The sequence below is a fragment of the Bacillus sp. Cr_A10 genome, from assembly GCF_029222665.1.
Taxonomy (GTDB): Bacteria; Bacillota; Bacilli; order Bacillales_A; family Planococcaceae; genus Psychrobacillus.
In genome coordinates this window covers 101,441-123,455 of record NZ_JARHXR010000010.1, presented here as the reverse complement: position 1 = coordinate 123,455, position 22,015 = coordinate 101,441, and the positions used below count along the sequence as shown (strand labels likewise).

Annotated in this window: 25 protein-coding genes and 1 pseudogene; 20 read left to right on the top strand and 6 right to left on the bottom strand. The window is 35.6% G+C overall.

The window, feature by feature from the left end; genetic code table 11:
• Window positions 1-82 precede the first annotated feature (82 nt).
• Together P2Q73_RS12795 and P2Q73_RS12790 are read left to right on the top strand one after the other, a co-directional pair.
• The gene (locus tag P2Q73_RS12795; RefSeq protein ID WP_275787935.1) at window positions 83-1,771 is read left to right on the top strand and encodes a glycoside hydrolase family 13 protein; all 1,689 of its coding nucleotides are present in this window, start codon (window positions 83-85) and stop codon (window positions 1,769-1,771) included.
• A 1-nt stretch (window position 1,772) separates the two neighbouring features.
• Window positions 1,773-2,666: an ROK family protein gene (locus tag P2Q73_RS12790; RefSeq protein ID WP_056830761.1), complete on the top strand. Its 894-nt coding sequence runs from the start codon at window positions 1,773-1,775 to the stop codon at window positions 2,664-2,666.
• A 228-nt stretch (window positions 2,667-2,894) separates the two neighbouring features.
• Here the strand turns inward: P2Q73_RS12790 and P2Q73_RS12785 are convergent, their stop codons facing one another.
• The 4 genes from P2Q73_RS12785 to P2Q73_RS12770 form a co-directional block, all read right to left on the bottom strand.
• A complete protein-coding gene (locus P2Q73_RS12785; protein WP_275787788.1) occupies window positions 2,895-4,175 on the bottom strand; it encodes a glucose-6-phosphate isomerase in 1,281 nt (426 codons plus the stop codon).
• Between the two features lie 182 nt (window positions 4,176-4,357).
• The gene (locus tag P2Q73_RS12780) at window positions 4,358-4,507 is read right to left on the bottom strand and encodes a hypothetical protein (RefSeq protein WP_172794361.1); all 150 of its coding nucleotides are present in this window, start codon (window positions 4,505-4,507) and stop codon (window positions 4,358-4,360) included.
• A 123-nt stretch (window positions 4,508-4,630) separates the two neighbouring features.
• Window positions 4,631-5,659, bottom strand: coding sequence for a PTS sugar transporter subunit IIC (locus P2Q73_RS12775; RefSeq protein ID WP_275787784.1), 1,029 nt, complete (start codon window positions 5,657-5,659; stop codon window positions 4,631-4,633).
• A gap of 363 nt (window positions 5,660-6,022) precedes the next feature.
• Entirely contained in the window at window positions 6,023-6,571 is a 549-nt protein-coding gene (locus tag P2Q73_RS12770) for a GNAT family N-acetyltransferase (RefSeq protein WP_053591449.1), read from the bottom strand.
• 246 nt (window positions 6,572-6,817) lie between these two features.
• Between P2Q73_RS12770 and P2Q73_RS12765 the strand changes: the two genes are divergently transcribed.
• A complete protein-coding gene (locus P2Q73_RS12765) occupies window positions 6,818-7,195 on the top strand; it encodes a nuclear transport factor 2 family protein (RefSeq protein ID WP_275787781.1) in 378 nt (125 codons plus the stop codon).
• 63 nt (window positions 7,196-7,258) lie between these two features.
• Here the strand turns inward: P2Q73_RS12765 and P2Q73_RS12760 are convergent, their stop codons facing one another.
• Window positions 7,259-7,741, bottom strand: coding sequence for a nucleoside 2-deoxyribosyltransferase (locus tag P2Q73_RS12760; RefSeq protein ID WP_056830752.1), 483 nt, complete (start codon window positions 7,739-7,741; stop codon window positions 7,259-7,261).
• 144 nt (window positions 7,742-7,885) lie between these two features.
• Here P2Q73_RS12760 and P2Q73_RS12755 point away from each other — a divergent pair, with 144 nt between their 5' ends.
• The 13 genes and pseudogenes from P2Q73_RS12755 to P2Q73_RS12695 all read left to right on the top strand — a co-directional run bounded on the left by P2Q73_RS12755 (window position 7,886) and on the right by P2Q73_RS12695 (window position 17,399).
• Complete coding sequence (locus P2Q73_RS12755) at window positions 7,886-8,458, top strand: tetratricopeptide repeat protein (RefSeq protein WP_275787776.1); 573 nt, start codon at window positions 7,886-7,888, stop codon at window positions 8,456-8,458.
• A complete protein-coding gene (locus tag P2Q73_RS12750) occupies window positions 8,458-9,249 on the top strand; it encodes a GNAT family N-acetyltransferase (RefSeq protein WP_275787772.1) in 792 nt (263 codons plus the stop codon). The genes P2Q73_RS12755 and P2Q73_RS12750 overlap by 1 nt, the downstream gene beginning before the upstream one ends.
• 69 nt (window positions 9,250-9,318) lie before the next feature.
• Entirely contained in the window at window positions 9,319-9,633 is a 315-nt protein-coding gene (locus P2Q73_RS12745; RefSeq protein WP_275787769.1) for a hypothetical protein, read from the top strand.
• A gap of 418 nt (window positions 9,634-10,051) precedes the next feature.
• The gene (locus P2Q73_RS12740; protein ID WP_275787766.1) at window positions 10,052-11,245 is read left to right on the top strand and encodes a nucleoside transporter C-terminal domain-containing protein; all 1,194 of its coding nucleotides are present in this window, start codon (window positions 10,052-10,054) and stop codon (window positions 11,243-11,245) included.
• A 121-nt stretch (window positions 11,246-11,366) separates the two neighbouring features.
• Window positions 11,367-11,738 (top strand): DoxX family protein, encoded by a 372-nt coding sequence (locus P2Q73_RS12735; RefSeq protein WP_056830745.1) that lies wholly within the window; start codon window positions 11,367-11,369, stop codon window positions 11,736-11,738.
• A 144-nt stretch (window positions 11,739-11,882) separates the two neighbouring features.
• Window positions 11,883-12,440: an isochorismatase family protein gene (locus P2Q73_RS12730; RefSeq protein ID WP_056830743.1), complete on the top strand. Its 558-nt coding sequence runs from the start codon at window positions 11,883-11,885 to the stop codon at window positions 12,438-12,440.
• 78 nt (window positions 12,441-12,518) lie between these two features.
• Complete coding sequence (locus P2Q73_RS12725; protein WP_056830741.1) at window positions 12,519-13,337, top strand: RNA polymerase sigma factor; 819 nt, start codon at window positions 12,519-12,521, stop codon at window positions 13,335-13,337.
• A 15-nt stretch (window positions 13,338-13,352) separates the two neighbouring features.
• Window positions 13,353-13,928 carry an ATP-dependent Clp endopeptidase proteolytic subunit ClpP gene (gene clpP / locus P2Q73_RS12720; RefSeq protein ID WP_056830739.1) on the top strand — a complete coding sequence of 192 codons (576 nt, stop codon included), beginning with the start codon at window positions 13,353-13,355 and terminating at the stop codon, window positions 13,926-13,928.
• 170 nt (window positions 13,929-14,098) lie between these two features.
• Window positions 14,099-14,605 (top strand): GNAT family N-acetyltransferase, encoded by a 507-nt coding sequence (locus tag P2Q73_RS12715; RefSeq protein ID WP_056830737.1) that lies wholly within the window; start codon window positions 14,099-14,101, stop codon window positions 14,603-14,605.
• A 31-nt stretch (window positions 14,606-14,636) separates the two neighbouring features.
• A pseudogene (locus P2Q73_RS12710) lies at window positions 14,637-14,885 on the top strand (serine hydrolase domain-containing protein); the annotation flags it as partial.
• A 243-nt stretch (window positions 14,886-15,128) separates the two neighbouring features.
• Window positions 15,129-15,560, top strand: coding sequence for a hypothetical protein (locus tag P2Q73_RS12705; protein ID WP_275787756.1), 432 nt, complete (start codon window positions 15,129-15,131; stop codon window positions 15,558-15,560).
• A 44-nt stretch (window positions 15,561-15,604) separates the two neighbouring features.
• Entirely contained in the window at window positions 15,605-16,381 is a 777-nt protein-coding gene (locus P2Q73_RS12700) for a hypothetical protein (RefSeq protein ID WP_275787753.1), read from the top strand.
• 73 nt (window positions 16,382-16,454) lie between these two features.
• Window positions 16,455-17,399, top strand: coding sequence for a hypothetical protein (locus P2Q73_RS12695; RefSeq protein ID WP_275787750.1), 945 nt, complete (start codon window positions 16,455-16,457; stop codon window positions 17,397-17,399).
• 452 nt (window positions 17,400-17,851) lie between these two features.
• On the opposite strand, the gene P2Q73_RS12690 is transcribed toward P2Q73_RS12695, so the two are convergent.
• On the bottom strand, window positions 17,852-18,250 hold the full coding sequence (locus P2Q73_RS12690; RefSeq protein ID WP_056830734.1) for a VOC family protein: 399 nt from the start codon (window positions 18,248-18,250) through the stop codon (window positions 17,852-17,854).
• Between the two features lie 186 nt (window positions 18,251-18,436).
• Between P2Q73_RS12690 and P2Q73_RS12685 the strand changes: the two genes are divergently transcribed.
• From P2Q73_RS12685 to P2Q73_RS12670, 4 genes are all read left to right on the top strand, one after another.
• Window positions 18,437-19,477 carry an ATP synthase beta subunit C-terminal domain-containing protein gene (locus P2Q73_RS12685; protein ID WP_275787747.1) on the top strand — a complete coding sequence of 347 codons (1,041 nt, stop codon included), beginning with the start codon at window positions 18,437-18,439 and terminating at the stop codon, window positions 19,475-19,477.
• A 522-nt stretch (window positions 19,478-19,999) separates the two neighbouring features.
• Window positions 20,000-20,479, top strand: a complete 480-nt coding sequence (locus P2Q73_RS12680) for a DUF2243 domain-containing protein (protein WP_275787746.1) — start codon at window positions 20,000-20,002, stop codon at window positions 20,477-20,479.
• Window positions 20,480-20,495: 16 nt separating this feature from the next.
• Window positions 20,496-21,482, top strand: coding sequence for a cytochrome c oxidase assembly protein (locus P2Q73_RS12675; protein ID WP_345798850.1), 987 nt, complete (start codon window positions 20,496-20,498; stop codon window positions 21,480-21,482).
• A gap of 4 nt (window positions 21,483-21,486) precedes the next feature.
• On the top strand, window positions 21,487-21,975 hold the full coding sequence (locus tag P2Q73_RS12670; RefSeq protein ID WP_275787743.1) for a YndM family protein: 489 nt from the start codon (window positions 21,487-21,489) through the stop codon (window positions 21,973-21,975).
• Window positions 21,976-22,015: the final 40 nt, after the last annotated feature.

Genomic DNA, 22,015 nt, shown 5'->3' with positions numbered 1-22,015 from the left:
TATCGTAACAATATAATGCAAGCGCTTGCATTATAGTTGTGGAAAGATTAGAATATTTCTAACACTTGGTAAAAATGGGATGGTGAAAGAAATGGAGCCTTGGTGGAAGCGTAGTGTCGTCTATCAAATTTATCCAAGAAGTTTTATGGATTCCAACGGAGATGGAGTCGGTGATTTACAAGGTATTATCTCAAAAATGGATTATTTGAAGAAACTAGGTATAGGTATTATTTGGCTGAGTCCAGTCTATGATTCTCCTAATGATGATAATGGCTATGACATTCGAGACTATCAAACGATCATGCAAGAGTTTGGAACAATGCAGGATTTTGAACAGCTGATTGAGGAAGCGAAACAAAGAGATATTCGAATTGTGATGGATCTAGTTGTGAACCATACTTCAGACGAGCATGCATGGTTTGTTGAATCGCGTTCATCAAAGGATTCTAACTATCGCGATTATTATATTTGGAGGGATGGTAAAGGGGCACAACCTCCAAATAATTGGGGCTCTATATTTTCGGGACCGGCATGGGAAAAGGATGAATTGACAGACTCTTATTACCTTCATTTATTCTCGAAAAAACAGCCAGATTTAAATTGGGAGCACGAGCCGCTTCGAAATGATATTTTTGATATGATGACGTTTTGGTTAGAAAAAGGAATTGGCGGCTTTCGGATGGATGTCATTAACTTTATTTCAAAGGACGAGAAACTTCCTGACGGAGAGATTCACCATGAACAAGGATATGGTGATGGAAGTACTTATTTTATGAATGGGCCAAAAATTCATACATATCTACGGGAAATGAATGAGAAGGTTTTAAGTCGTTATGATGTATTAACTGTAGGAGAAATGCCTGGAGCTTCAACAGAAGATGCTCGAATCTATACAAATCCAGAAAACCAAGAAGTGAATATGATCTTTACATTTGAGCATATGAATTTAGATAGTGGCCCTAATGAGAAATGGGATGTTCGACCATTAGAATTAGTAGCATTAAAACGGAACCTCGAAAAATGGCAGCATGCACTGCATGAAGTAGGGTGGAACAGTCTTTATTGGAATAATCATGACCAACCTCGAGTCGTTTCCCGTTTTGGTGAAGATGGTGCATTTCGAGAAGTATCAGCTAAAATGTTGGCTATTTGTCTTCATATGCTTCAAGGGACACCTTATATATACCAGGGTGAAGAGTTAGGAATGACGAATGTAAAGTTTGATAGTTTAAGTGAGTATCGTGATATTGAAACGCTGAATATGTACAAGGAAAAGCGTCAGCAGGGAATTGCTCATGAAACAATTATGTCTAGTATTTATGCAAAGGGTAGAGATAACGCACGTACGCCAATGCAGTGGACATCTAACGGAGGTTTTACGACGGGTACACCATGGATTCGGATGAATACGAATACTTCTTTTATTAATGCGGAACAAGCCATTGCAGACCCATCGTCCATTTTTTATACGTATCAAAGGCTAATCCAATTAAGGAAAATACATGCTATCATCACGCATGGTAGCTTTCAATTATTGTTACCTGATCACCCGGATCTGTTTGTGTACAAACGACAAACAGCCGAAGAAGAATGGCTAATTGTAAACAATTTTTCAGAGAAAACAAACCAACTTGTGTGGAAGGAATGTAACCTTCCTCAAACCAAAGGAAACATTATGATAGCTAACTATGATTCTCCTAAATTAGAGGGAGATATGGTTGAAGTACGTCCTTACGAGTCATTTGTGATTGCTTTTGAAAGGGGAAAGTAGATTGAAGAAAGTTCTTGGTGTTGATATTGGAGGAACAAAAATAAGAATTGGTGTTGTAAGTGAGTCTGGTAACGTTATAGAGGATACAACTATTCCCACTGTTTTACCGCTATATCCTTATTTAGAAGAGCAAGTGTTAAAGATGATGGAGAATTATCCCGATTTATTGGGGATTGGAATAGGTACTAGAGGAATGGTCGACGCCAAAACAGGAGTTGTAACCTTTGAGACAGAACTTGAAGGCTGGCAGGGCACCCCTGTAAAAGCTCAACTAGAGGCAGCAACAGGTTTACGTGTGGAGATTAACAATGATGCAAATTGCGCTGCGCTTGCAGAAGGAAAACTTGGTGCAGCAAAAGACTTCGAAAGAGTAGTTTGTTTAACAGTAGGAACTAAACTTGGAGGCGGCTTCGTTTTTGATGGAAAAGTGGAAAACGGAGTACATGGTGGAGCAGGAGAAGTAGGTCACTTAATCTTATATCCGCATGGCCTACTTTGTGGCTGTGGTAGACAGGGATGCAGTGAACAATATGTCTCTGGTACTGCATTAAAAAGATTAATAGAAGAGGAAAATGTCATCGATCCTGATACAGGGAAACTGGCAATATCCCATCAACTGTTTCGTCTAGCATCTACAGGACTTTCAAGTGCTATAACAGTACGCAATCGATTTCTTTCGGATTTTGCAATTGTTATATCTAATCTCCAAGCAGTGTTAGATATGGATTGCGTTGTAATTGGCGGAGGGGTTGCAGATTCGGCTGATGATTGGTGGGAGAACCTGCTTACTATGGTAGAACCACTTAAACTAAAACCATTAGAAATAAAGCGTGCCAATTTTGGAAATGAAGCAGGAATGCTTGGAGCGGCCATGCTTGTTATGGATATGATTTAATAGAAAAAACGTTTTGTTCATTGGGGGCAAAACGTTTTTTATTCGTAATCGGATGGCTAAGAAGAAAAATCGGGCGGTTGACCTGAATAATCGGATGGCTCAACCAAATAATCGGATGGTTCATCAGTAAAATCGGATGGTTCGACCGAATAATCGGATATGGTCTACTCATATCTTCCTTTACCAAAAAAAGTAGTGCAACCATTTATTGGTGTGCACTACTTTTTTTCAATATCCAGGTTTCTTAAGTATTTTAAACATATTTGTTTTATACCCTTCTACTCCTGGTTGGTTAAATGGATTGATGTCGAGTAAGTATGCACTATACGCACAGGCCATCATATAAAAATATAATAAGTGGCCAAGATTACACTCATCTATTTGTTCCATTGTAATAGTAATTTGGGGAACTCCGCCATGCAAATGAGCAGATGCTGTTGCTTCGTGACATGCAGCATTAAATTCATGAAGTGTAAGGCCACTTAAATAATTCAGTTCGTCCCCGTCATTTTCTGCTTCAAAAACAGTCAAATCAACATCCGTCTTTTCAACCATCAAAAATGTTTCGAACAACATACGTTTACCGTCTTGAATGTATTGACCTAGGGAATGCAGATCCGTTGAATAAAGAACAGACGAAGGGTAGATTCCTTTCCCTTCTTTTCCTTCACTTTCTCCGAATAATTGTTTCCACCATTCTTGTACATATTTTAACTTCTCGTCAAAAGTTGCCAAGATTTCGACAGGATAGCCCTTATCATATAAATGCTTGCGGATAACAGCATATTGAATTGCACGATTCGATTTTGTATCAAATTTAGCAAATTCCTGTTCTGCTATTTTTGCGCCATTGATCAGTTGATTGATATCGAAACCTGCAGCGGCAATTGGTAACAAACCAACCGCCGTCAAAACAGAATAGCGACCTCCAATACTATCAGGTACAACATAACGTTGATATCCTTTTTCTACTGCCAGTGTAAGCAAAGCACCTTTTTCTTGGTCAGTTGTGACGATGATACGTTTTGCAGCTTGATCGCCATATCGTTTTTCCATGTACTGTTGTAAAAAACGAAATGCGATTGCGGGTTCGGATGTCGTTCCTGATTTTGAAATGACGTTCAATGTAACATCTTTATCGTCTAAATATGTCATTAATTGCTTTAAATATTCACCACTTACTAGGTGTCCAGCGAAGATTACTTCTGTCTCTTTAGTTTTTTGAAATGGTGTAGATAACGCTTCTATTACTGCTTTCGACCCTAAGTAGGATCCTCCAATACCTATGACAACCAACACATCGGAATGAGAACGAATTCGCTCAGCGGTTTCTTTTATATCGTTTAAAAAATCTTGGTTCAAAGTGCTCGGCCAATCTAACCAACCTAAAAAATCTGCACCTTCTGAAGATTTCGTTTGAATTCCTTTATGTATTGTTTCTAATTTGTTTTCTAACTCAAGTGTAAGGAGCTCAAGGTAGTCTCCAGAATAATTTATGGAAATATTCATGCTTATCCCCTTTATACAGCATATTTTTCTAACTTTTATTTTACCATTGTTTAGAAAATAAATCGCACATATTGATGCATTTCAAAAGAGTGAGGAGAAGAAGTTAGGGACATACACCAAAAACGATTAAACCAACCAAAAAAATCACATTTTGCATTAACGCAGAATGTGATTTTTTCTTCTTAAAACATTGGGAAAATATATGAAATTAGGAACCAAAGAACACCAAAGAAGATAATGAGATAAGCAGCATATTTAATAAATGTCGCACCTACTAAACCAGTATCTGTTTTTTCTTCCCGATGGACTTCTACACGTTTTTCTTCATCCATTTCTCTTCACTCCATCCCTGTATATTCTTGTAATCTACATACCCTGTAAATACCAATGTAAACAAATAAAAGCACACATTTGGTAATCTACCAAAATGTGTACTTTGTAATGTAACATCATATTTATTGAACTTCCATATGCAAATCACCAGTTTTAGCTAGTCCTTTAACTTTTAACAAATGATACACGGAAAGAGAAATAAGAGCTGGTAAAGCTACTCCTAATACAAGGTACATCAGGAGAACACCTATACCTTGATTAGCCAAGATATTAAGAGGAGCAATAAAAGAATTTAGTCCAAGTCCAGCTAAAGTGTATGGAACCTGGAAGTTAAAAACTAATATGGTGATTGGTGCACAAATAACAGAAGCAAGAAATGGACCAATAACAAGTCTTGGGTTTTTAACAATATTCGGAACTTGCACTTTAGGTGTTAAAAAAGACTGCGCAATATTTGCACCAAGATCATTTTGTTTCCATGACATCGCTGTCCACCCTGCAAACTGAGCAGTACATCCAATTAATGCAGCTGCGCTGGAAACAGGGTCGAGTTGTAATGCAATTGCAATTGCAGCAGATGAAGCAGGGGACATAAGGAAAATACTCCAAACAAGTGCGATAACAATTGAACCCATAAGAGGGGAACCTGTTACAGAATTCGCTATAAATCTACTTAATGATTCTAATAGTGGAGTTGTTACTGTGGCTAAACCAACACCGGCGACACCTCCAATCAGTATAGATGCGAATGGGATAGCTAGCATATCTAACTTTGTCTTACCGGCAATGCGTTTTCCAACCCAGATAGCAACGATTGCAGCCAAAACGGCGCTAATCGGTTGTCCTGTAGTAAGTACCCAGGTACCCTCTGCACTAAGGTGCAAAGCATTAGCACCTACAGTACTACAAGCCATCGCACTAAATATTACTAATGTATTTCCGCCAAGTTGGTAGGCGATACCAGCTCCTATAGCAGGAGCTAACATAAGCTGTGCAGCCTTTCCAATTACTAAAAAGCCCTCCCAACCTGTAAATGTTCCAAATGTTTCTATAAGAAGACCGATCCCTAGAGTGACAAGAACTGCATTTGCTAATCCTTGGGAACCCTTGTACATTCGGTTGACCAAATATTCTTTCGTCGACTGCTTCATTATGTATTCCTCCTAATATATAGTATTAAATATATTACAAATTATTAAAAAATAAAAAGCCCTTATCAAGGACCAGCACGCTAAACTATTGATTGGCTGTTGCCACATTAACTTAATTGATTTCTCTAATATCGTCTTCGTGTTGTCTATTATTCATGATGTCTGTTTCTCTCTTATGAAATTGTTATAATACTAATATAATTATTATTTATAGTCAATATCAATTTTTCTAAATTTTATAAATAGCACGTATTTGGCAATTAGGCTAACTACGTACATTCTGTTTTATCAGCGAGTAGTGTATCAGTAATGAGCAATTAAAGTAAAAACTGGTTAGATCATTTACTAACCAGTTTTTACTATTTAAATTCCTATTTTAAGTTGTTCCCATTCTTCCCTTAATATACCCATGCGGATTGAATCGTAATATTCTCCATTGTAAAATCTCACTTTACGGATTCGTGCTTCCATTGTCATACCTAGTTTTTCTCCTACACGAATCATCCGCTCATTACCTGACCACGTTGTAAATCCAACACGAACTAAAGGTATAGTGCTAAATAAATGCTCTGCCCAAAGTTTTAAAGCACGTGTCCCCAAACCTTTTCCCCAATTAGCCGATTCGTGAAAAACAATCCCCATCTCTAGCCATTTAGAAGGCTCATGCTCCCAGTAATATGAAACAGTCCCGCAGGTTAAGCCTGCAACTTCAATTACCCACATATTTTCTCTTTGTACAAATGAATCGGCTTTTTCCATAAACGCTTCGAATGAGATAGCCTTATGCTCAAAATACGGTGCATCCCATTTTTTCCATTCGGGTGCCTCATCTTTATAAATTAGTTCCCAAAGTCTTGGTAAATCTCCCTTTTGTATAGGTCGTAAAATTAACTCTTCATCTTGATAAAACATGCAATTCCTCTTTTCTTTTCAAGTTTTAAAATGAAGGGAATCGAATTGAAAAGAGTAGGCGAATGCCAATTACTTTTCAATCACCATTTGAAAGTTTTTCATTTTTAACACTCCTCTCGTTATATAAATTTATTATAATATAAAAATAAAATTAGTTAAAATTGGAAAAGAGCTAAAAGAAAAAGGAATTACTAAAAGTTCATCGAATGACTTATACGGTGAAATTTTTTTGTTAGGAGGATGAACATGGAAGTAATACAAAAAGTCATAGAGGAATATTTTAAGTCTTGGAATGATGGATTTAAAAGTAAAGATGGAGATGGGATCAGGCTGTTTATGTCTGAAAACTTTGTTGGCTATTGGGCTCATTCAAACCTCGATCAACCAGACCGATATGAATATAACTATGATTTAAACAGTGTATTAGAGCAGTATGGTAATGCAGAAAAAAGTTTTGTGCCTGTTTCTGTGACAGAACGAAAAAATGGGGAGGAGTTTTTAATCATGGGAAGAGAAACAAACAGGATTGATGGTAAACCTTATTCGGCTCAATGCATGTTTGTTTGGAGAAAAGAAAAAGATAACTGGAAACTATTGCGCGAATATATTGAGTTAGAGAGGTAATAGTCTGGTTAGAAAAAGGCATGTATTATATTAAACACATGCCTTTTTCATAAAGATAATAATCTATTGATTGGTTGTCTTTAAAGCTTCACATAATTCCTCTATGGAGTTTACTATTACTCCATTTTGTTTAATCAAACCAATGACAAACAGGTTTCGATACATAAATTGGTTTTCTGTTCCATCTGCTACTAATGCATCGACTTTTTTTATATTGTCTCTTCCTTGTTGTCGAGTATCAGTATAAAGTCCAAAAATAGGACGATTTAGCATGGAAAATGCTCCAATTTCAGCAGCCACACCAGCATCTATTTCAACTCCATCAATAATAGCTACTAAAAAGTCGCTGTTCTTTAAAGCTTCTATGTCTGCATTTGCAATTGCTAAACTATCTGCGTAAGCCGATTTGTCATTTATCGCCAAGTTTTCTTGTGGTACATATAAGTCCACGCCTGGGATTGCTACTCGAACTTCTTTAGCTACCAATTCATTGACTAATCTATCCCCTAAACCAAATAACCCATTTGCTAAATAACCTTTTGTCATCATCATTCCTCCAATTCATCATTAATATTGTAGAGGAAGTTATATAAAAGCAAAAGGACATCATACACTTTTTGCCGAATTAATGTCTGATTGCATTTTTTCTTATTATCTCGTATCAAAAGCTCAAAGAGGGTGTGAAAATGGATGAACTTGTATGATTTGAAAAATGAACTGTTATTACTAAACGATTTAATATATTTTGACGAAAATGAATTCCTTAGAGAGAAATGTGCTGATGAGAAGGTGCTAAAGAAAATAATTGAAAAGTTTGAGGAAAAGCTTGAAACAATATCGAATTACAAACTAGAGAATCAAATTTTTATTTATGGAAGTATAGGCAATTTATATAGAATTACTGGAAATACAACGTCGGCAATTGAATGTCTAGAATATGCTGTTTCATTAAGCGAAGAGAATAATAAGATAGCCAATATAATTCGACTTGGGGAAGCGTTAAAATATGATGGACAACATGATTTGGCATTAAAAAAGTTTGAACAAGCCATTAATATGTGTACGTTGGATTTAAATTATACTATCCTATTAGACTTTGCTTATCAGCATAAAGGAAAGTGTCTTTTAGAATTAGGGCAGCCGATTATGGCTTTGGATAATTTTCAACAAGCATTGTTATTAAGGCAAGTAAAAGGGGACCCATCTTTAATTGAATCTACTCAAAAGGCTGTTAAATTTACAAAGCAATATCGAGGTATTTAATGAGACTATCAATAATTGAGCAAGCAGAAATTCAAACCATAACATCCAGATTGGATGCTATTCAGTCGATAGAAGGTAATCCAATGGGCGTTCATCAATTGGTAAAGGGAAAAACGCATGCTTTTTCTGTTAAAAAAATTCCTGGTTCGGCTTTTAATACAGTTCGAGGGTTAAACGAATTGGATTTACTACACTTAGAGGAAATTTTTCGATTTTATAAAGATCTTTCCATGAACTTTAGAATAGAAATAACACCTGAAAATAGCTCGGATCCATTATTCCGTGCATTAACTGAACATGGTTATTATCAATCTGGTTTTCATAATTCATTTATCGGTGAAACAGTTAATTTAAAGGGACAGAGCCAACAATCAGAGGTGGAGATACGTCCATTGTTGAAAGATGAGTTTGATTTATTCGCTTCAATTTATGTCCAGGCTTTTGATCTTCCCGGTTTTACTCAAGATGGTATAAAGCAAAATAATAAGGTTTTATTTGATGTACCTGGTTGGGATTTTTATGCTGCATTTGTGAATGATGTGCCTGCTGGAATTGCTGTTTTGTTTATCAAAGATGGAATTGGAACATTGGCAGCCGCTGCAACTTTGCCAGAATATCGGCGCAAAGGTGTACAAGCAGCTTTACTTCACAAACGGATACAAGTTGCTATGGAAAAAGGAGCAAAATATATTGTAAGTGAGACATCTTTTGGAAGTGCTAGCCATCGAAATATGGAAAGAGTAGGTATGAAATTAGCTTATACCAAAGCTTTATGGAGTAAATTCCGATAAAGAGGTGATTAAATGAACGGATATGTGTATCCAGACTTTAGGGGTAGTAGTAGATAGGATTTTGGAATATTGTCCATTATAGGAATGAGTTTATCAACAGCATTAAAAACAAGTAATGATTATTCATCATCCGATAAATTAGTTATATTAATCCTAATGATACTATTGCTTCTGTTTGGTTTAATCACTGGAATTGATTCATTTTTTCTTAAAAATAAAGCTTGGAAATTTATTTATACTGGATTATGTTTAATGCTTGGTTTTGGCTTGATGATAACCTGTTTACTATCATTTGGCCCGAGTGGTTTTAAAAGTGAACTTTTCATTATGTTCATCGGAATTATTTATTTAGTTTTAGGACATTTAGCAAGCAAGAATAAATAGGAAGAAATTTTAGGTCACTGAAAAATTCGGTGACCTATTGTCATTGTCTTAATCAGTATGAGAAAAAGAATTTTGTTCATACTATTTTATATGCAAGAACTTCTTAAAAATAATATTTATTTGTGAATTTTTGTATTAATTTTGCAATTTCGAATTCGAGATAATCACTTGCTTATGAGAAAGGGAAAGGGTAGTATAAATAAAATCTTTCTTGTATCCACTTGGATTTTTTGAGTCAATCATTTATAGCTGAAGATAGAGAAGCTTAGAATACTTGAAGTTTGATTAAATATGAATAAGGGAAGGGGTAGGTATAAACTACTCTTTCTATTTTAAAGCCCCTATTTTTTATTTTTTTCATTCAACGGAAATAATGAAAAATAAGGGCTAGTTAATTTAACAACTAGGAGTTGCTTGGATGTATTTTTTATTGAATGTTATAGGTATTATTGTGGTACTTGGTCTTGTTTATTTATGTTCTCCAAGTAAGAAAGAAGTTAGATGGAGACCGATTATTTCCATATTAATTGTTGAACTTCTTGTTACAGCATTTATGTTAGGAACAAATATCGGTGGTTGGGTCATCAATAAAATTGCCGATTTCTTTATATGGCTAATCGAATGTGCTAATGAAGGAATCGCTTTTGTTATTCCATCTGCCTTTGGAAATGAATCTGTGGATTTTTTAGTTAGTGCATTGCTTCCGATTATTTTCGTCGTAACCTTTTTTGATATACTTTCTTACTTTGGTATTTTAACTTGGCTGATTGATAAAGTTGGTTGGGTTATATCAAAAATATCAGGGCTACCGAAATTAGAGAGTTTTTACTCCATTCAAATGATGTTCCTAGGAAATACGGAAGCCTTAGCTGTTATAAGAAACCAGCTAGCAGTATTAAAGGATAACCGTTTACTTACTATAGGGATCATGAGTATGAGTTGTATCAGTGGATCCATAATAGGTGCCTATTTAACAATGCTCCCAGCCGAGTATGTTTTTAGTGCCATTCCGTTAAACTGTTTAAACGCACTACTCATTGTCAGCTTACTAAATCCAATATCTGTGACAAAAGAAGAAGATATTATTTATACACCACCTAAATCGGAGAAAAAGGATTTCTTCTCTACTATTTCGAACAGTATGATGGTTGGTATGAACATGGTAATCGTAATCGCAGCAATGCTTATTGGATACGTTGCTTTAACTGCTGCGGTAAATGGAATATTAGGTGTGTTCGTGGATGGTCTGACTATCCAAAAAATATTTGGTGTAATTTTTAGTCCATTTGCCTTGTTGCTTGGCTTACCAATGCAAGAAGCTATGTATGTTGCGGAGCTAATGGGGACAAAATTAGCGACAAATGAATTCGTTGCCATGGTAGACTTAAAAGATCAATTACAAACGTTGTCACCGCATACCGTAGCTGTAGCTTCGACATTCTTAACGTCGTTTGCTAATTTCAGTACGATTGGTATGATTTATGGATCATACAATTCCCTATTGTCAGAAGGAAAGTCAGCTATTATAGGTAGAAACGTTTGGAAACTTCTTGTCAGCGGAATCGCTGTTTCCTTATTAAGTGCTGCAATTGTAGGTTTATTTGTTTGGTAATAAAACCGCATTAACTAAACGTAAAAAGACTCGAATTTTTTCGAGTCTTTTTTTGTATAAAAAAGTTTTCGTATATTAGTTCCTTCAAGCATATATAAAGTAATAAAGGAGGGATGTGAAAATGGGAATTATATCAATTATTTTGCAGGTTTTATTAGGTTTCTCGTTTTTGATTGCTGGATACGGTAAAGTAACTGGCTCGAAGATGCATGTTCAAAACTTTAATCATTGGAAGTTGCCACAGTGGTTCCGCGTTGTTACCGGTATTGTTCAATTAGCAGGGGCATTGGCATTATTTATCGGAATTTTGGCGCATAGCTGGGCAGCTGTTGGAGCGCTAATAATTGGGATCACAGCCATTGGTGGAATTTTGACACATCTGCGCGTGAAGGATTCTTTCAAACAAACATCCACGATTTTATTTCTAGGCATATTAGCGTTCATTGTATTTTTCATTAACTTTAGTCATTTATCCAACTTTCCTGGATTCTAAGAAAGCTCATTTTAAAGAAGAGGATGAATTTCATCCCTTCTTTTTTTATGAGTTCAAATAAAAAGGTAAATGATTGAAAATGGTCGAATAAAATAAACAGGTTGCAAATGAAGACCTATTTGAATTAGAAAAGGAGTGTTTCTATTGAAACAAGCTTTATTGATCATCGATGCTCAGCAAGAATTGATTGAAGGGAATCAAAATGAAAAAAGTGTATTCAAGAAAAAAGAGCTAGTTGCTAACATTAACTTAGTGATAACAAAAGCTTTAGAATCTAATGCAATCGTATTATTTGTCCGAGATACGGATGTTTCGGAGGGAAAAGGGGAAGGCTTTCAAATACACTCGGATATTACCATTCCAATAGATGTAAAAATATTTGATAAGGCAGCTACTAATTCGTTTCACGGAACGGGACTAAAAAATTACTTAGAGGAAAATGAGATCAAACACGTCGTTATTATGGGTTGTAAAACCGAACACTGTATTGACACCGCGGTTAGAACTGCAACAGTAAATAATATGGATGTAACGTTAGTTGGGGATGGGCATTCTACAAACGATTCCACGATCCTTTCAGCAGAACAAATCATTAACCATCATAATAAAATACTTCATGGTCATTATAATGTTGAACATTTTTCCGTTGTACGAAGTGCGCATGAAGATTTGTTTCAACCGACACATGATACGTATCGATAAATTTTTTTTTAAGCCGTACCTTTTAGCTCCCTTTTTCCGTTTATATAAGTGAAAGACAAATTTTTAGGAGGGATAAACATGCGGCCGCTTGTTGAAAAAACTCCCATTGAAATGAATGATGAATTTGAGATGGCAATCGAGCCTTACTTGCTCGATTTAAAAAAGTATTGTCTATCCCTTACGAATACCAAATGGGACGGGGAAGATCTAATGCAGGAGACCCTTGTAAAAACGTATGAAAGCTGGTTGAAAATGCCTAAACAAATAGCGAAGGCTTATTTGTATCGGATAGCTTCTAATGCGTGGATTGATAAATATCGTAAACGAAAAATAGAAGAAGATATGTATCAAGATGTAACCAAGATTAAATTAAATGATGAACCTCATACAGAATCAATAACACCGACGATTAATCGATTACTCAACGAGTTGACAGCCAAACAACGGACAGTCGTATTGTTAGTATTTGGTTTTGGTTACACTGTAAAAGAAACAGCTAACTTTCTTTCTTCTAGTGAAGGGTCTATAAAAGCTGCCCTTCATCGTGCTCGTAAAAACTTAAAACAGCTAGTCCGACAAGAACCCCTTTACGAGCTTGAAGAAGAATGCACTATTCCATATATAGATGCTTTAAAAAATGGAAGTCCTGACACCGTCTTACGACTTTATCAAGAAGAAATACAAGCTCCGTTCATGCAAGCTCAAACTAATGAGCCAAAATGTAATTCAATCCCAGTGGTACAATCTTTTGTGGGTAGCGGTACTCCTTATGTGCTTATCTCGATTCCAAAGAAAAATGGTGGAGTCCTAATGGTTCCTTTTTATCAATTAGAGCTATCGACCTTGCTGTCGCAAATAGCTTGGATGGAGCAAAAAGAGCTTTTAGCAGTAGCCTAAAGAAGGAGTTATTAAATGTCTAATCTTATTCCATATGTGGTGGAGCAAACAAGTCGCGGAGAGCGTTCCTATGATATTTACTCTAGATTATTGAAAGACCGAATTATTTTCCTTGGCTCAGAAATCAATGATGTAGTTGCAAATAATATTGTGGCACAAATGCTGTTTCTAGAAGCAGAGGATCCAGAAAAGGATATTTCATTGTATATTAATAGTCCAGGTGGATCGGTAAGTGCCGGCTTTGCTATTTACGATACTATGCAGATAATTAAACCTGATGTTCGGACTATTTGTACAGGGTTGGCAGCATCTTTTGGTGCAACGATACTCGTTGCAGGTACAATAGGAAAACGCTTTGCCTTACCGAACAGTGAAATTATGATTCATCAGCCGCTTGGAGGAGCGCAAGGTCAAGCAAGTGATATTGAAATTAGTGCTAGACGTATCCTCCTGATGAAAGAGCGGATCAACCGCATTTTTTCAGAACGAACAGGCCAATCAATCGACAAAATTGCAAAAGACTCAGACCGTGATTATTTCATGACAGCAGAAGAAGCGGTGAATTACGGTATAATCGATCAAATTATTTAAACAAAAGCTCCTCATCACTTAAGATGAGGAGCTTTTGTTATCCTATGATGGTTAGTAATACTGCAATGCCTTAGGTCTATACCATATATACGAAAATGTCATTATTTTAAAAGGAAAAGATTAAACCTTTGTCGAATTAGAGTAAAACACATTAATATGAGGTGATAGAAATGATAAATCAAATGGTAATGGAACAACTTTTTTCCACGGAAGAGCATATGGAAGAACTTTCAGAGCTACTCGTTCAAGTAGTAGATGATGGAGCTTCAGTTGGGTTTTTACCACCACTACAGCTTTCCGATGCTATGGACTATTGGGAGGGTGTTCTAAGCCCTAATGTCATCTTGCTTGTGGCGAAAAGGAACAATCGAATTGTCGGCAGTGTACAGTTACATTTATGTGAAAAGCCGAATGGTGTTCATAGAGCTGAAATAGCAAAATTAATGACACATCCTCATTATAGACGTAATGGAATTGGTCGTTACTTGATGGAAAAAGTAGAAGAGAGAGCAATTAAAGAAGGAAAGTCTTTGTTGGTTCTAGACACAAGAGAAGGAGACCCCTCCAATCTCCTCTACACTTCATTAGGCTATATTCCAGCAGGTAAGATTCCGAACTTTGCCCAATCCGAAACTGGTGAATTACAAGCGACAATCATTTACTATAAAACATTATAAAAAAATTAGGCGGAAAAAAAGAGTTGCAGAAGAAATGATATCTTCACAAGGCTGTGCCAAGTTGACCGGATTAGGTGTGTTTCTCGATCATTCCGAACAAGAACTCGAAATTACTTCGCTTGGTTCGGGAGTAAGTTTTCAATGTATGATGGTTGCCCATCTTAATTTAGAGACGGGCATTGTAATTATGACGAATACCGACCTAGGAGTTCATCAAACTAGTGGTATTATTGGAGAAATTATCAAATCATTGGAGAAGGAATTAACCTTAACAACATAGGGGGTATCGAGAGGTAAAAAGTTATTGGGTAAATAGATATAAAAATTATATATATTTGATATTTTTAGAAAAATAGAAGGATACTATGAGTGAAAGGAATCACGCATCGAATTTTGATGCGTGATTTTTTGTGTCTTATTACATAAAAAATAATGATATTAAACAATATTAAAAATATATTTGGAAAATTAGTTATAAAATAATAGGTACATGGATAGAATGTTTAGGGGCAACTAGAAAGGGGTGCTAGATATTAAGAAAATAATTGGAACTATTGTACTACTCGGGGTATTACTAAGCGCCAGCACCATTTATGCAAGTGGTCTCCCACAAAACACCCTTTCTAAATGGTATGGACAAACATTAGTAAAGGAGAGTGGAAGTAAAAGAGAGTTTGTGTCATCTGATATTGATAAAACCTTCAAAGAAGTAAATATCTTTCTATTGGAAACATTAGAGAGTTTTGAGTCTTCCATTTTAGGTATGATTAGTAATCAGATAAAAGAATCAAAGGCTAGTATTGAGGGGTATCAACAGGACACTAAAAGTCAGTTAGACCAATCAGTCACCGAGCTAAAAGAAGTAAACCTTGAAGATTACGTAGATAAAGAGAAGATTGAATACGAAATCGATCAAGACATCGAAGAAGTACTAATAGAGGTATTTGGTAATTAAGGACTTATTTTAAAAAAATTATAAAACTTAAGGGAGATATTAAAATGATTAAAACAGTAAAAGGTAAAGTAGTCGCAGGAACAGTAGCAGTAACTTTGTTTGCAGGAGCAGGAGTAGCATTTGGAGCTTCAGATGCTGGGACAAAATTAAAAGCTTGGTATGACGGTCAATTTAATAGTGCTTCTTCACAAATCGAAGCTAATGTTGCGAGTAATGTAAATGGGAGAATAAATGGCTTAGTAACTGAATATAACGGATTAAAAAAAGGAGCAACAGATAGCATTAATCAAACTAAAAATAGCGAATCGGCTGATAAAAAACAAAAAATTAGTAAAGAAGCGCAAGACCATATAGATGCAATTAAAGAAGAGCAAGAACATATTGAATCCTATCTATCTGGTCAATTTGATCAACTGAGAGGCTTTGCAAATGGATTAATCAATCAAGCGGGAACATCGGCAATAAATTACGCTAATAATGATTTAACAGTTCACACTGGAGCAAAGGGTACTGAAGCAATTGGAACATTAACAACTGATTTAGAAGGAGCAAAAGCTACTGCAGTTAATGATTTAAATGATGCGATAAATGCTGCAAAAACAGATCTTCAAAATAAATTGTCTGCTGAAACTACTCAAACTACCGATGAAATTATTGCTCTAATTGATGCTAAAATTATTGAACTTCGTGGAATTATTACAGCTAAAAGGGATGCATTAGTTGTTGTTCAACAAGGATTAATCACTGCAAAAGCTGTAGAACTTGAAGGGTTAGCGAAATCAGAATTACAAGGCATTGTAGACACAGCGTTTAATAATTAATATCTCTTATAATATTCTTAATAAGGGCCTCCGTTATTAAGAGGTCCTTATTCTTCTGATTGGAGGAAAATACATGCTAAGTAGATTAGAAAAATATAAAAGAAAACCTATTAAAAAGGCAACTATAATAGCTGGCGCTCTATGCCTATCTATTGGACTTGGTGGTGGTGTTAAAACAGCTTTGGCTGATCAAGACGTTCAACTTTTAATGGCAAATTGGTTTTCTAAAAAACAAGACGAATCGCTAAAAGAAATTGATGCAGCTATTAATACGGAAAGAGATTTGCTTATGGGTCAATTGAAAGGTCAACTGCAAGAGGAAATGAAAATTGCAGAAGAACAACTAGCTGCTTTTACTGCTTCTGAAAAACAAAGTCGCATTGCAGCGCTACAAACGCATGCGGAGAAAATTAGAGCAAGTATGAAAGTAGACAATTCTCCGCAAAAGGCAGCAATTCTAGCTAACTTAGATGCAATTCTAAATCAGGCAAAAGCACAAATGGATGGTCAAGCTGTTGAATTAAAACTCATTCCAGTACCAACTCCGGTAACGCCGACTACTCCAAGTCCAGAAGTAGTTCTAGAACCAACACCGGAAACGGGAGAGAAGCCCGAACTTACTCCGGGAACTGAAAACGATGAGCAACCACAGCCAACTCCAACAACAGAAGTTAGTCCTATCGAAACTGTTGTAGAGGCAAAACCACAAGAGCCTGCTGTTGTAGATATATACTCCGTAACGGATTGGTTTTTAATGCCTAATACACAAAATGTTGTAGTAGAAGAATTATCAATAACTGGAGATGTTTTCTCTATAAACAGTACATTTTCTGATATAATGATGAATCCAAAAGCACACGAAGTTATGAACAGTATTTTAAGGGGTATTGAAAATCACCCTCAATTCCATCAAATTCAATACAAAACGATTGAAGAAATGTCTCGAGTATCACCTTCATTATTTAATGAAAAGGTATTATTTCTTTTAAATAAGTCATTGAGCACAATAACAATCTAATAATACGGAGCACCAGGTTCATCTACAATTTTACATTGTGTATGAACCTGGTGCTTTTTCTTTCCGACTAGATATATAACATTTCAATTCAAAACAAGATTGTCTTAATAAAGCAAAACCAGAAAATTAGTTAGTGATTACTTAATAAAGTAAGTGGAAAGCGACCGAAATTACATCTTCGGGAGCTTACAATATGAATAAGACAGAATCAATTCTCTAATAATCCAAGGCTTTATTAACCTGTTTCCAAAAGTTTCAAGAGGGCGAAGGACAGACGAAGGCAACAAGATTATCGTAAGAAGAAGGGGTGGTCGTGACTGCAGTCACGACCACCCCTATCATTAATCTCACGGTAATGTTGTAGCCAAAGACTGACCATAGCACTCCTGAATCGATTGAAAACAGGTATTAATGAAAACAGGTATTAAAGGGTGCGATTAGTAGTTTTCTTTTTATTGTCCAAGATGTTCTATATTACATGCACTCAGCAGATTTCCGTCAGGATCTTTAAAACCAAATCCTCCAATGCCCTCCTCATTTATATTCAATGGTCCCACTTCAATATTTTTCTTTTCTAGAAATTTGTAAAAGTCCTTTAGTAAAGGAGTATAGAAATCGATAATACTATGCTCTATTTTTGATTGATTATTAGAAAACGAAAGAGGTTGGAAGTCCTCTGTCTCTACTAAATAAATCGTAGGAACTCCTTTTTGATGAAAAGACAACATTGCCGCCTTTTCACCTTTAAAATCTATAAACACACCAAGTACAGTTGTATAAAAATCAATGGAAGTCTCTAAATTACTTACCGGAATCTCTATTGTGGAAATGCGCGAAATGAAGTGAGTCATACGTTTTTAATCCTCCTTATTATTAAGAAATATTCCACATAGGAATGGCGAATTCCTGCCTCTTAATAAAAAGGTAAAAAAATTTACATTTTATCTATAGAGTAATATTTTTTACTCTCAAGAGAAAAATATATTGCATTTAAAAGTAAAATAAATTACTATTAAAAGTAACGAGGAGGGAAAATTATGGATGAAATACGTTTGAACGTTGCCTTATTAAGAAGAAAAGTACCTAACCTAACAACCGCTGCTAAATCGATAGGAATTCGACCAGCTACTGTCTCGAATTTATGCACAGGAAAAATTGACTTAGGGAAGGCTGAGGTAAAAACGCTAGTAGGTCTTGCATCATTAGCTAACTGTACGGTAGATGAGCTTATAATAAGAGGGGAGAAGTTGAATATGATTGAAACGAAAATTAAAACTTTGGATTTCTTTGCGCCGCTCGTAAAAGAAGGCACGACTGGTTTAATTGCTAGACCAGGTATGGGGCAGGTTGTCATTTTAGCTGAATTAATGCATCGATTTAAAAAGAGCAATTATACAACTGTATTCTTATTACCGACAACAGAATACAGTGTATTAGAAGGGACCATTGAATTAGCTGACTATGTAACAAAATCGATTGAGGAGACTTTCAAAAGTCTTTTTGCAATTTCGGGGGATATCATTTTTATAACGGATAAAAGCTACATTGTATCCGGAGAACTTTTAGATTTACAAGAAAAACTAGTGGCTGAAAGTATTAATAATATTACAACCATATTATTAGACCTTTCTGGAGAAGTAGTGGATGAGGAAATGCCTTACGGTCCTTTAGAAACGGTATGGCAACTAGATGTTGATCTCGCTACAAGACATTTGTATCCAGCGGTGCATCCGTTATATTCTACATCCTCAATAATTGAAGGAGTAGATTTAGATCAACGTCATTTTAACTTAAGGCAACGTGCTCAAAAGTTATTAAGAAGATATCGAGAACTGCGTTCGATCGTAACAGTTCATGGCAAAGATAAGATTCGAGACACTGATCTAGAAACATACGAACGTGGCACACGATTAGAAGCTTATTTTACTCAACCGTTTTTTGTCGCTGAAGAAGTTACGGGCCATGAGGGTAAAGAGGTAACCATGGAACAGACGCTAAAAGATGTTGAATATATTTTAGAGGGTAAAGCTGACAATTTTACAATTAAAGAGCTAATGTTTAAAGGTAGTTTAGAATAATTAATAAAGTGAGCGGAATTTATTTTCCGCTCACTTTATTATTGGAAAATAGAAGCTACAAACGGCTGAAAATAATCTTCAAATAGTTAGTAGAAATTTAGGGCGTTTAGTCGGTATCCTAGAGGATTTAGTTGGAAAGTAGAATACTTTAGTTGGGAATAGCCTATAAATAAAAAATTTCAAACGATTTTATTAGTCAACGGTTATTTTTATTAGTGTTTTCCTGGAATATGCATCATTTTTTTACTAGCTAAAATTTTTAGTTGGAATCTAAGAGTGTTTAGTTGGAATAAAGCCTGCCCTAGTTGGAATCCTAGAGGATTTAGTTGGTAAACGAGCCACTTTAATTGGAATATCCTATAATTGTAAAAAAACAATTAGTCACAACTGTGTTTGTTAGCGTCTTCCTAGTAAGTTCATCACTTTTTTAAAACTCAATTGTTTTAGTTGGAATCCCCACAATTGGTTTAGGAATTCCTTTTCGGGGGGAAACTAACCAAAACTTTCCTTAAGGAGGACCAAATGAATACAGTGACTAAAAATACTAAGAAGTATGAAAATCGTTTATTATATGCGCAACGCAATATGTGGACAGGCATCCTATTTGGCTTTGGTTTTGTTGCGTTTATTGATGAGGCTGTTTTTCATCAGCTTCTTCATTGGCATCATTTTTATGATAAGTCCACGACGGATATTGGATTAGTATCCGATGGTTTATTTCATGCCTTTAGTTTTTTTGCAACAATAGGATCTTCCTTCTTGCTAGCTGATCTTCACCGTCGCCATGCCTTCTGGTTAAAGCGATGGATAGGTGGAATATTTTTAGGAGCAGGTGCATTTCAACTTTATGATGGGATAATTCAGCATAAATGGATGGGACTACATCAAATTCGTTATGGTGTAAATATTCTTCCTTATGATTTAGTATGGAATATTTCTGCAGCAATTATGATTATTATTGGTATATTCCTTCTTTATAGTACTCGACAAAGAGCACAATGAAAGGAGTAGAACACATATGCATACTAATCACCAAGCCTCTACTAGCGATATAGACATTTTTCAAGTGGTCCTGGCTACTCCTTTTCTTCTTGCATTCATTCTTTATATAACAGCAGTAATAATATCTAATCGCAGAAAAAAACAATGGCCGGTGTATCGTATGGTTTTTTTGATACTGGGTATATTATCAGCAACGATTACAGTCATCGGACCATTGGCTCAACAATCACATACAAATTTTTCCGCACATATGATTGGGCATCTTTTACTTGGTATGCTTGCCCCGCTTTTTATAGCAATAGCTGCACCGATGACCCTTATATTGCGAACGCTTCCTGTACCCGTTGCAAGGAAAGTTTCTCATGTATTACGTAGTTGGCCACTGCAAATCCTTCATCATCCTATCACCGCGTCCGTATTGAATGTCGGAGGTCTATGGTTACTTTATACAACTGAGTTGTTCCTTATGATGCACCAAAACATGCTTCTATATGTGTTCATTCACTTCCATGTTTTTCTTGCTGGTTATTTATTTACTATTTCAATCATTTATATTGATCCGTCCCCAAATAGAAAAAGTTTTGTTTATCGATCCGTAATTTTATTATTTGCGTTGTCTGGTCATGCAATCCTTTCTAAGCACATCTATGCCCATCCTCCAGTTGGCATTACGAGATTACAGTCCGAACTTGGAGGGATGATTATGTACTATGGTGGTGATGCTATAGAAGTAGGTTTGATTTGTGTTTTGTTTTTCCAGTGGTACAAACATTCCCGTTTGCGGGAACAATCTAACTTACAATCGTATAAAAAGGGAGGGTTTCACATAAAGCATAATCCAGAGAATTATACGGTCGTTGGTACAAACATAGAAGAGGTAAAAAGATTAAATGCGAATTCAGGGATGAGTTATAAAGAACTGAATGAATGGTTTGCTAAAAAAGTCAAAGGCGAAAATCAAGATAGAACAGGTCAACCAACAAAGAGTGAAGGAAAGGTGTGAAGTGATGCATATAAGATCATTTGTAATTAAATTAATTATGACTACTGCCGTTCTTTGGGTTGTTTTAGGCTTATTTTTTGGTGTCGATTTATCCGAAATATTAATAACTAGTGTAGTTTTAACTGTTGTTGGTTTTATTGGGGATGAGTTTATTTTGCCGAGGATTGGCAATGTCCTTGCGGCAATCGGTGATTTTGTTCTTGCTTATGCGGTGATATGGTTGCTGGGTTATAACCTATATGATGAACCAATTGCATTAGGAACAGCAGCATTTATATCTGCTTTAATTTTAGGAGTTGGTGAAATGTATTTCCATCGTTATATGCAAATGAATATTTTTGAACCAGAAAAATCCAATCCAGATGAAAAAACTGGATATTATCAAAGAACTAATTTACAAACAGAATTTGCAGAAGAAGCAGATTTAGATAAAATGTCTGGAGACGTTAGTGATAACAAGAAGGACGAATCAAAGCCACATAATATGTATTAAAAAAGTATAATTTCCTCCATTCAGACCAATCTAAGATGGT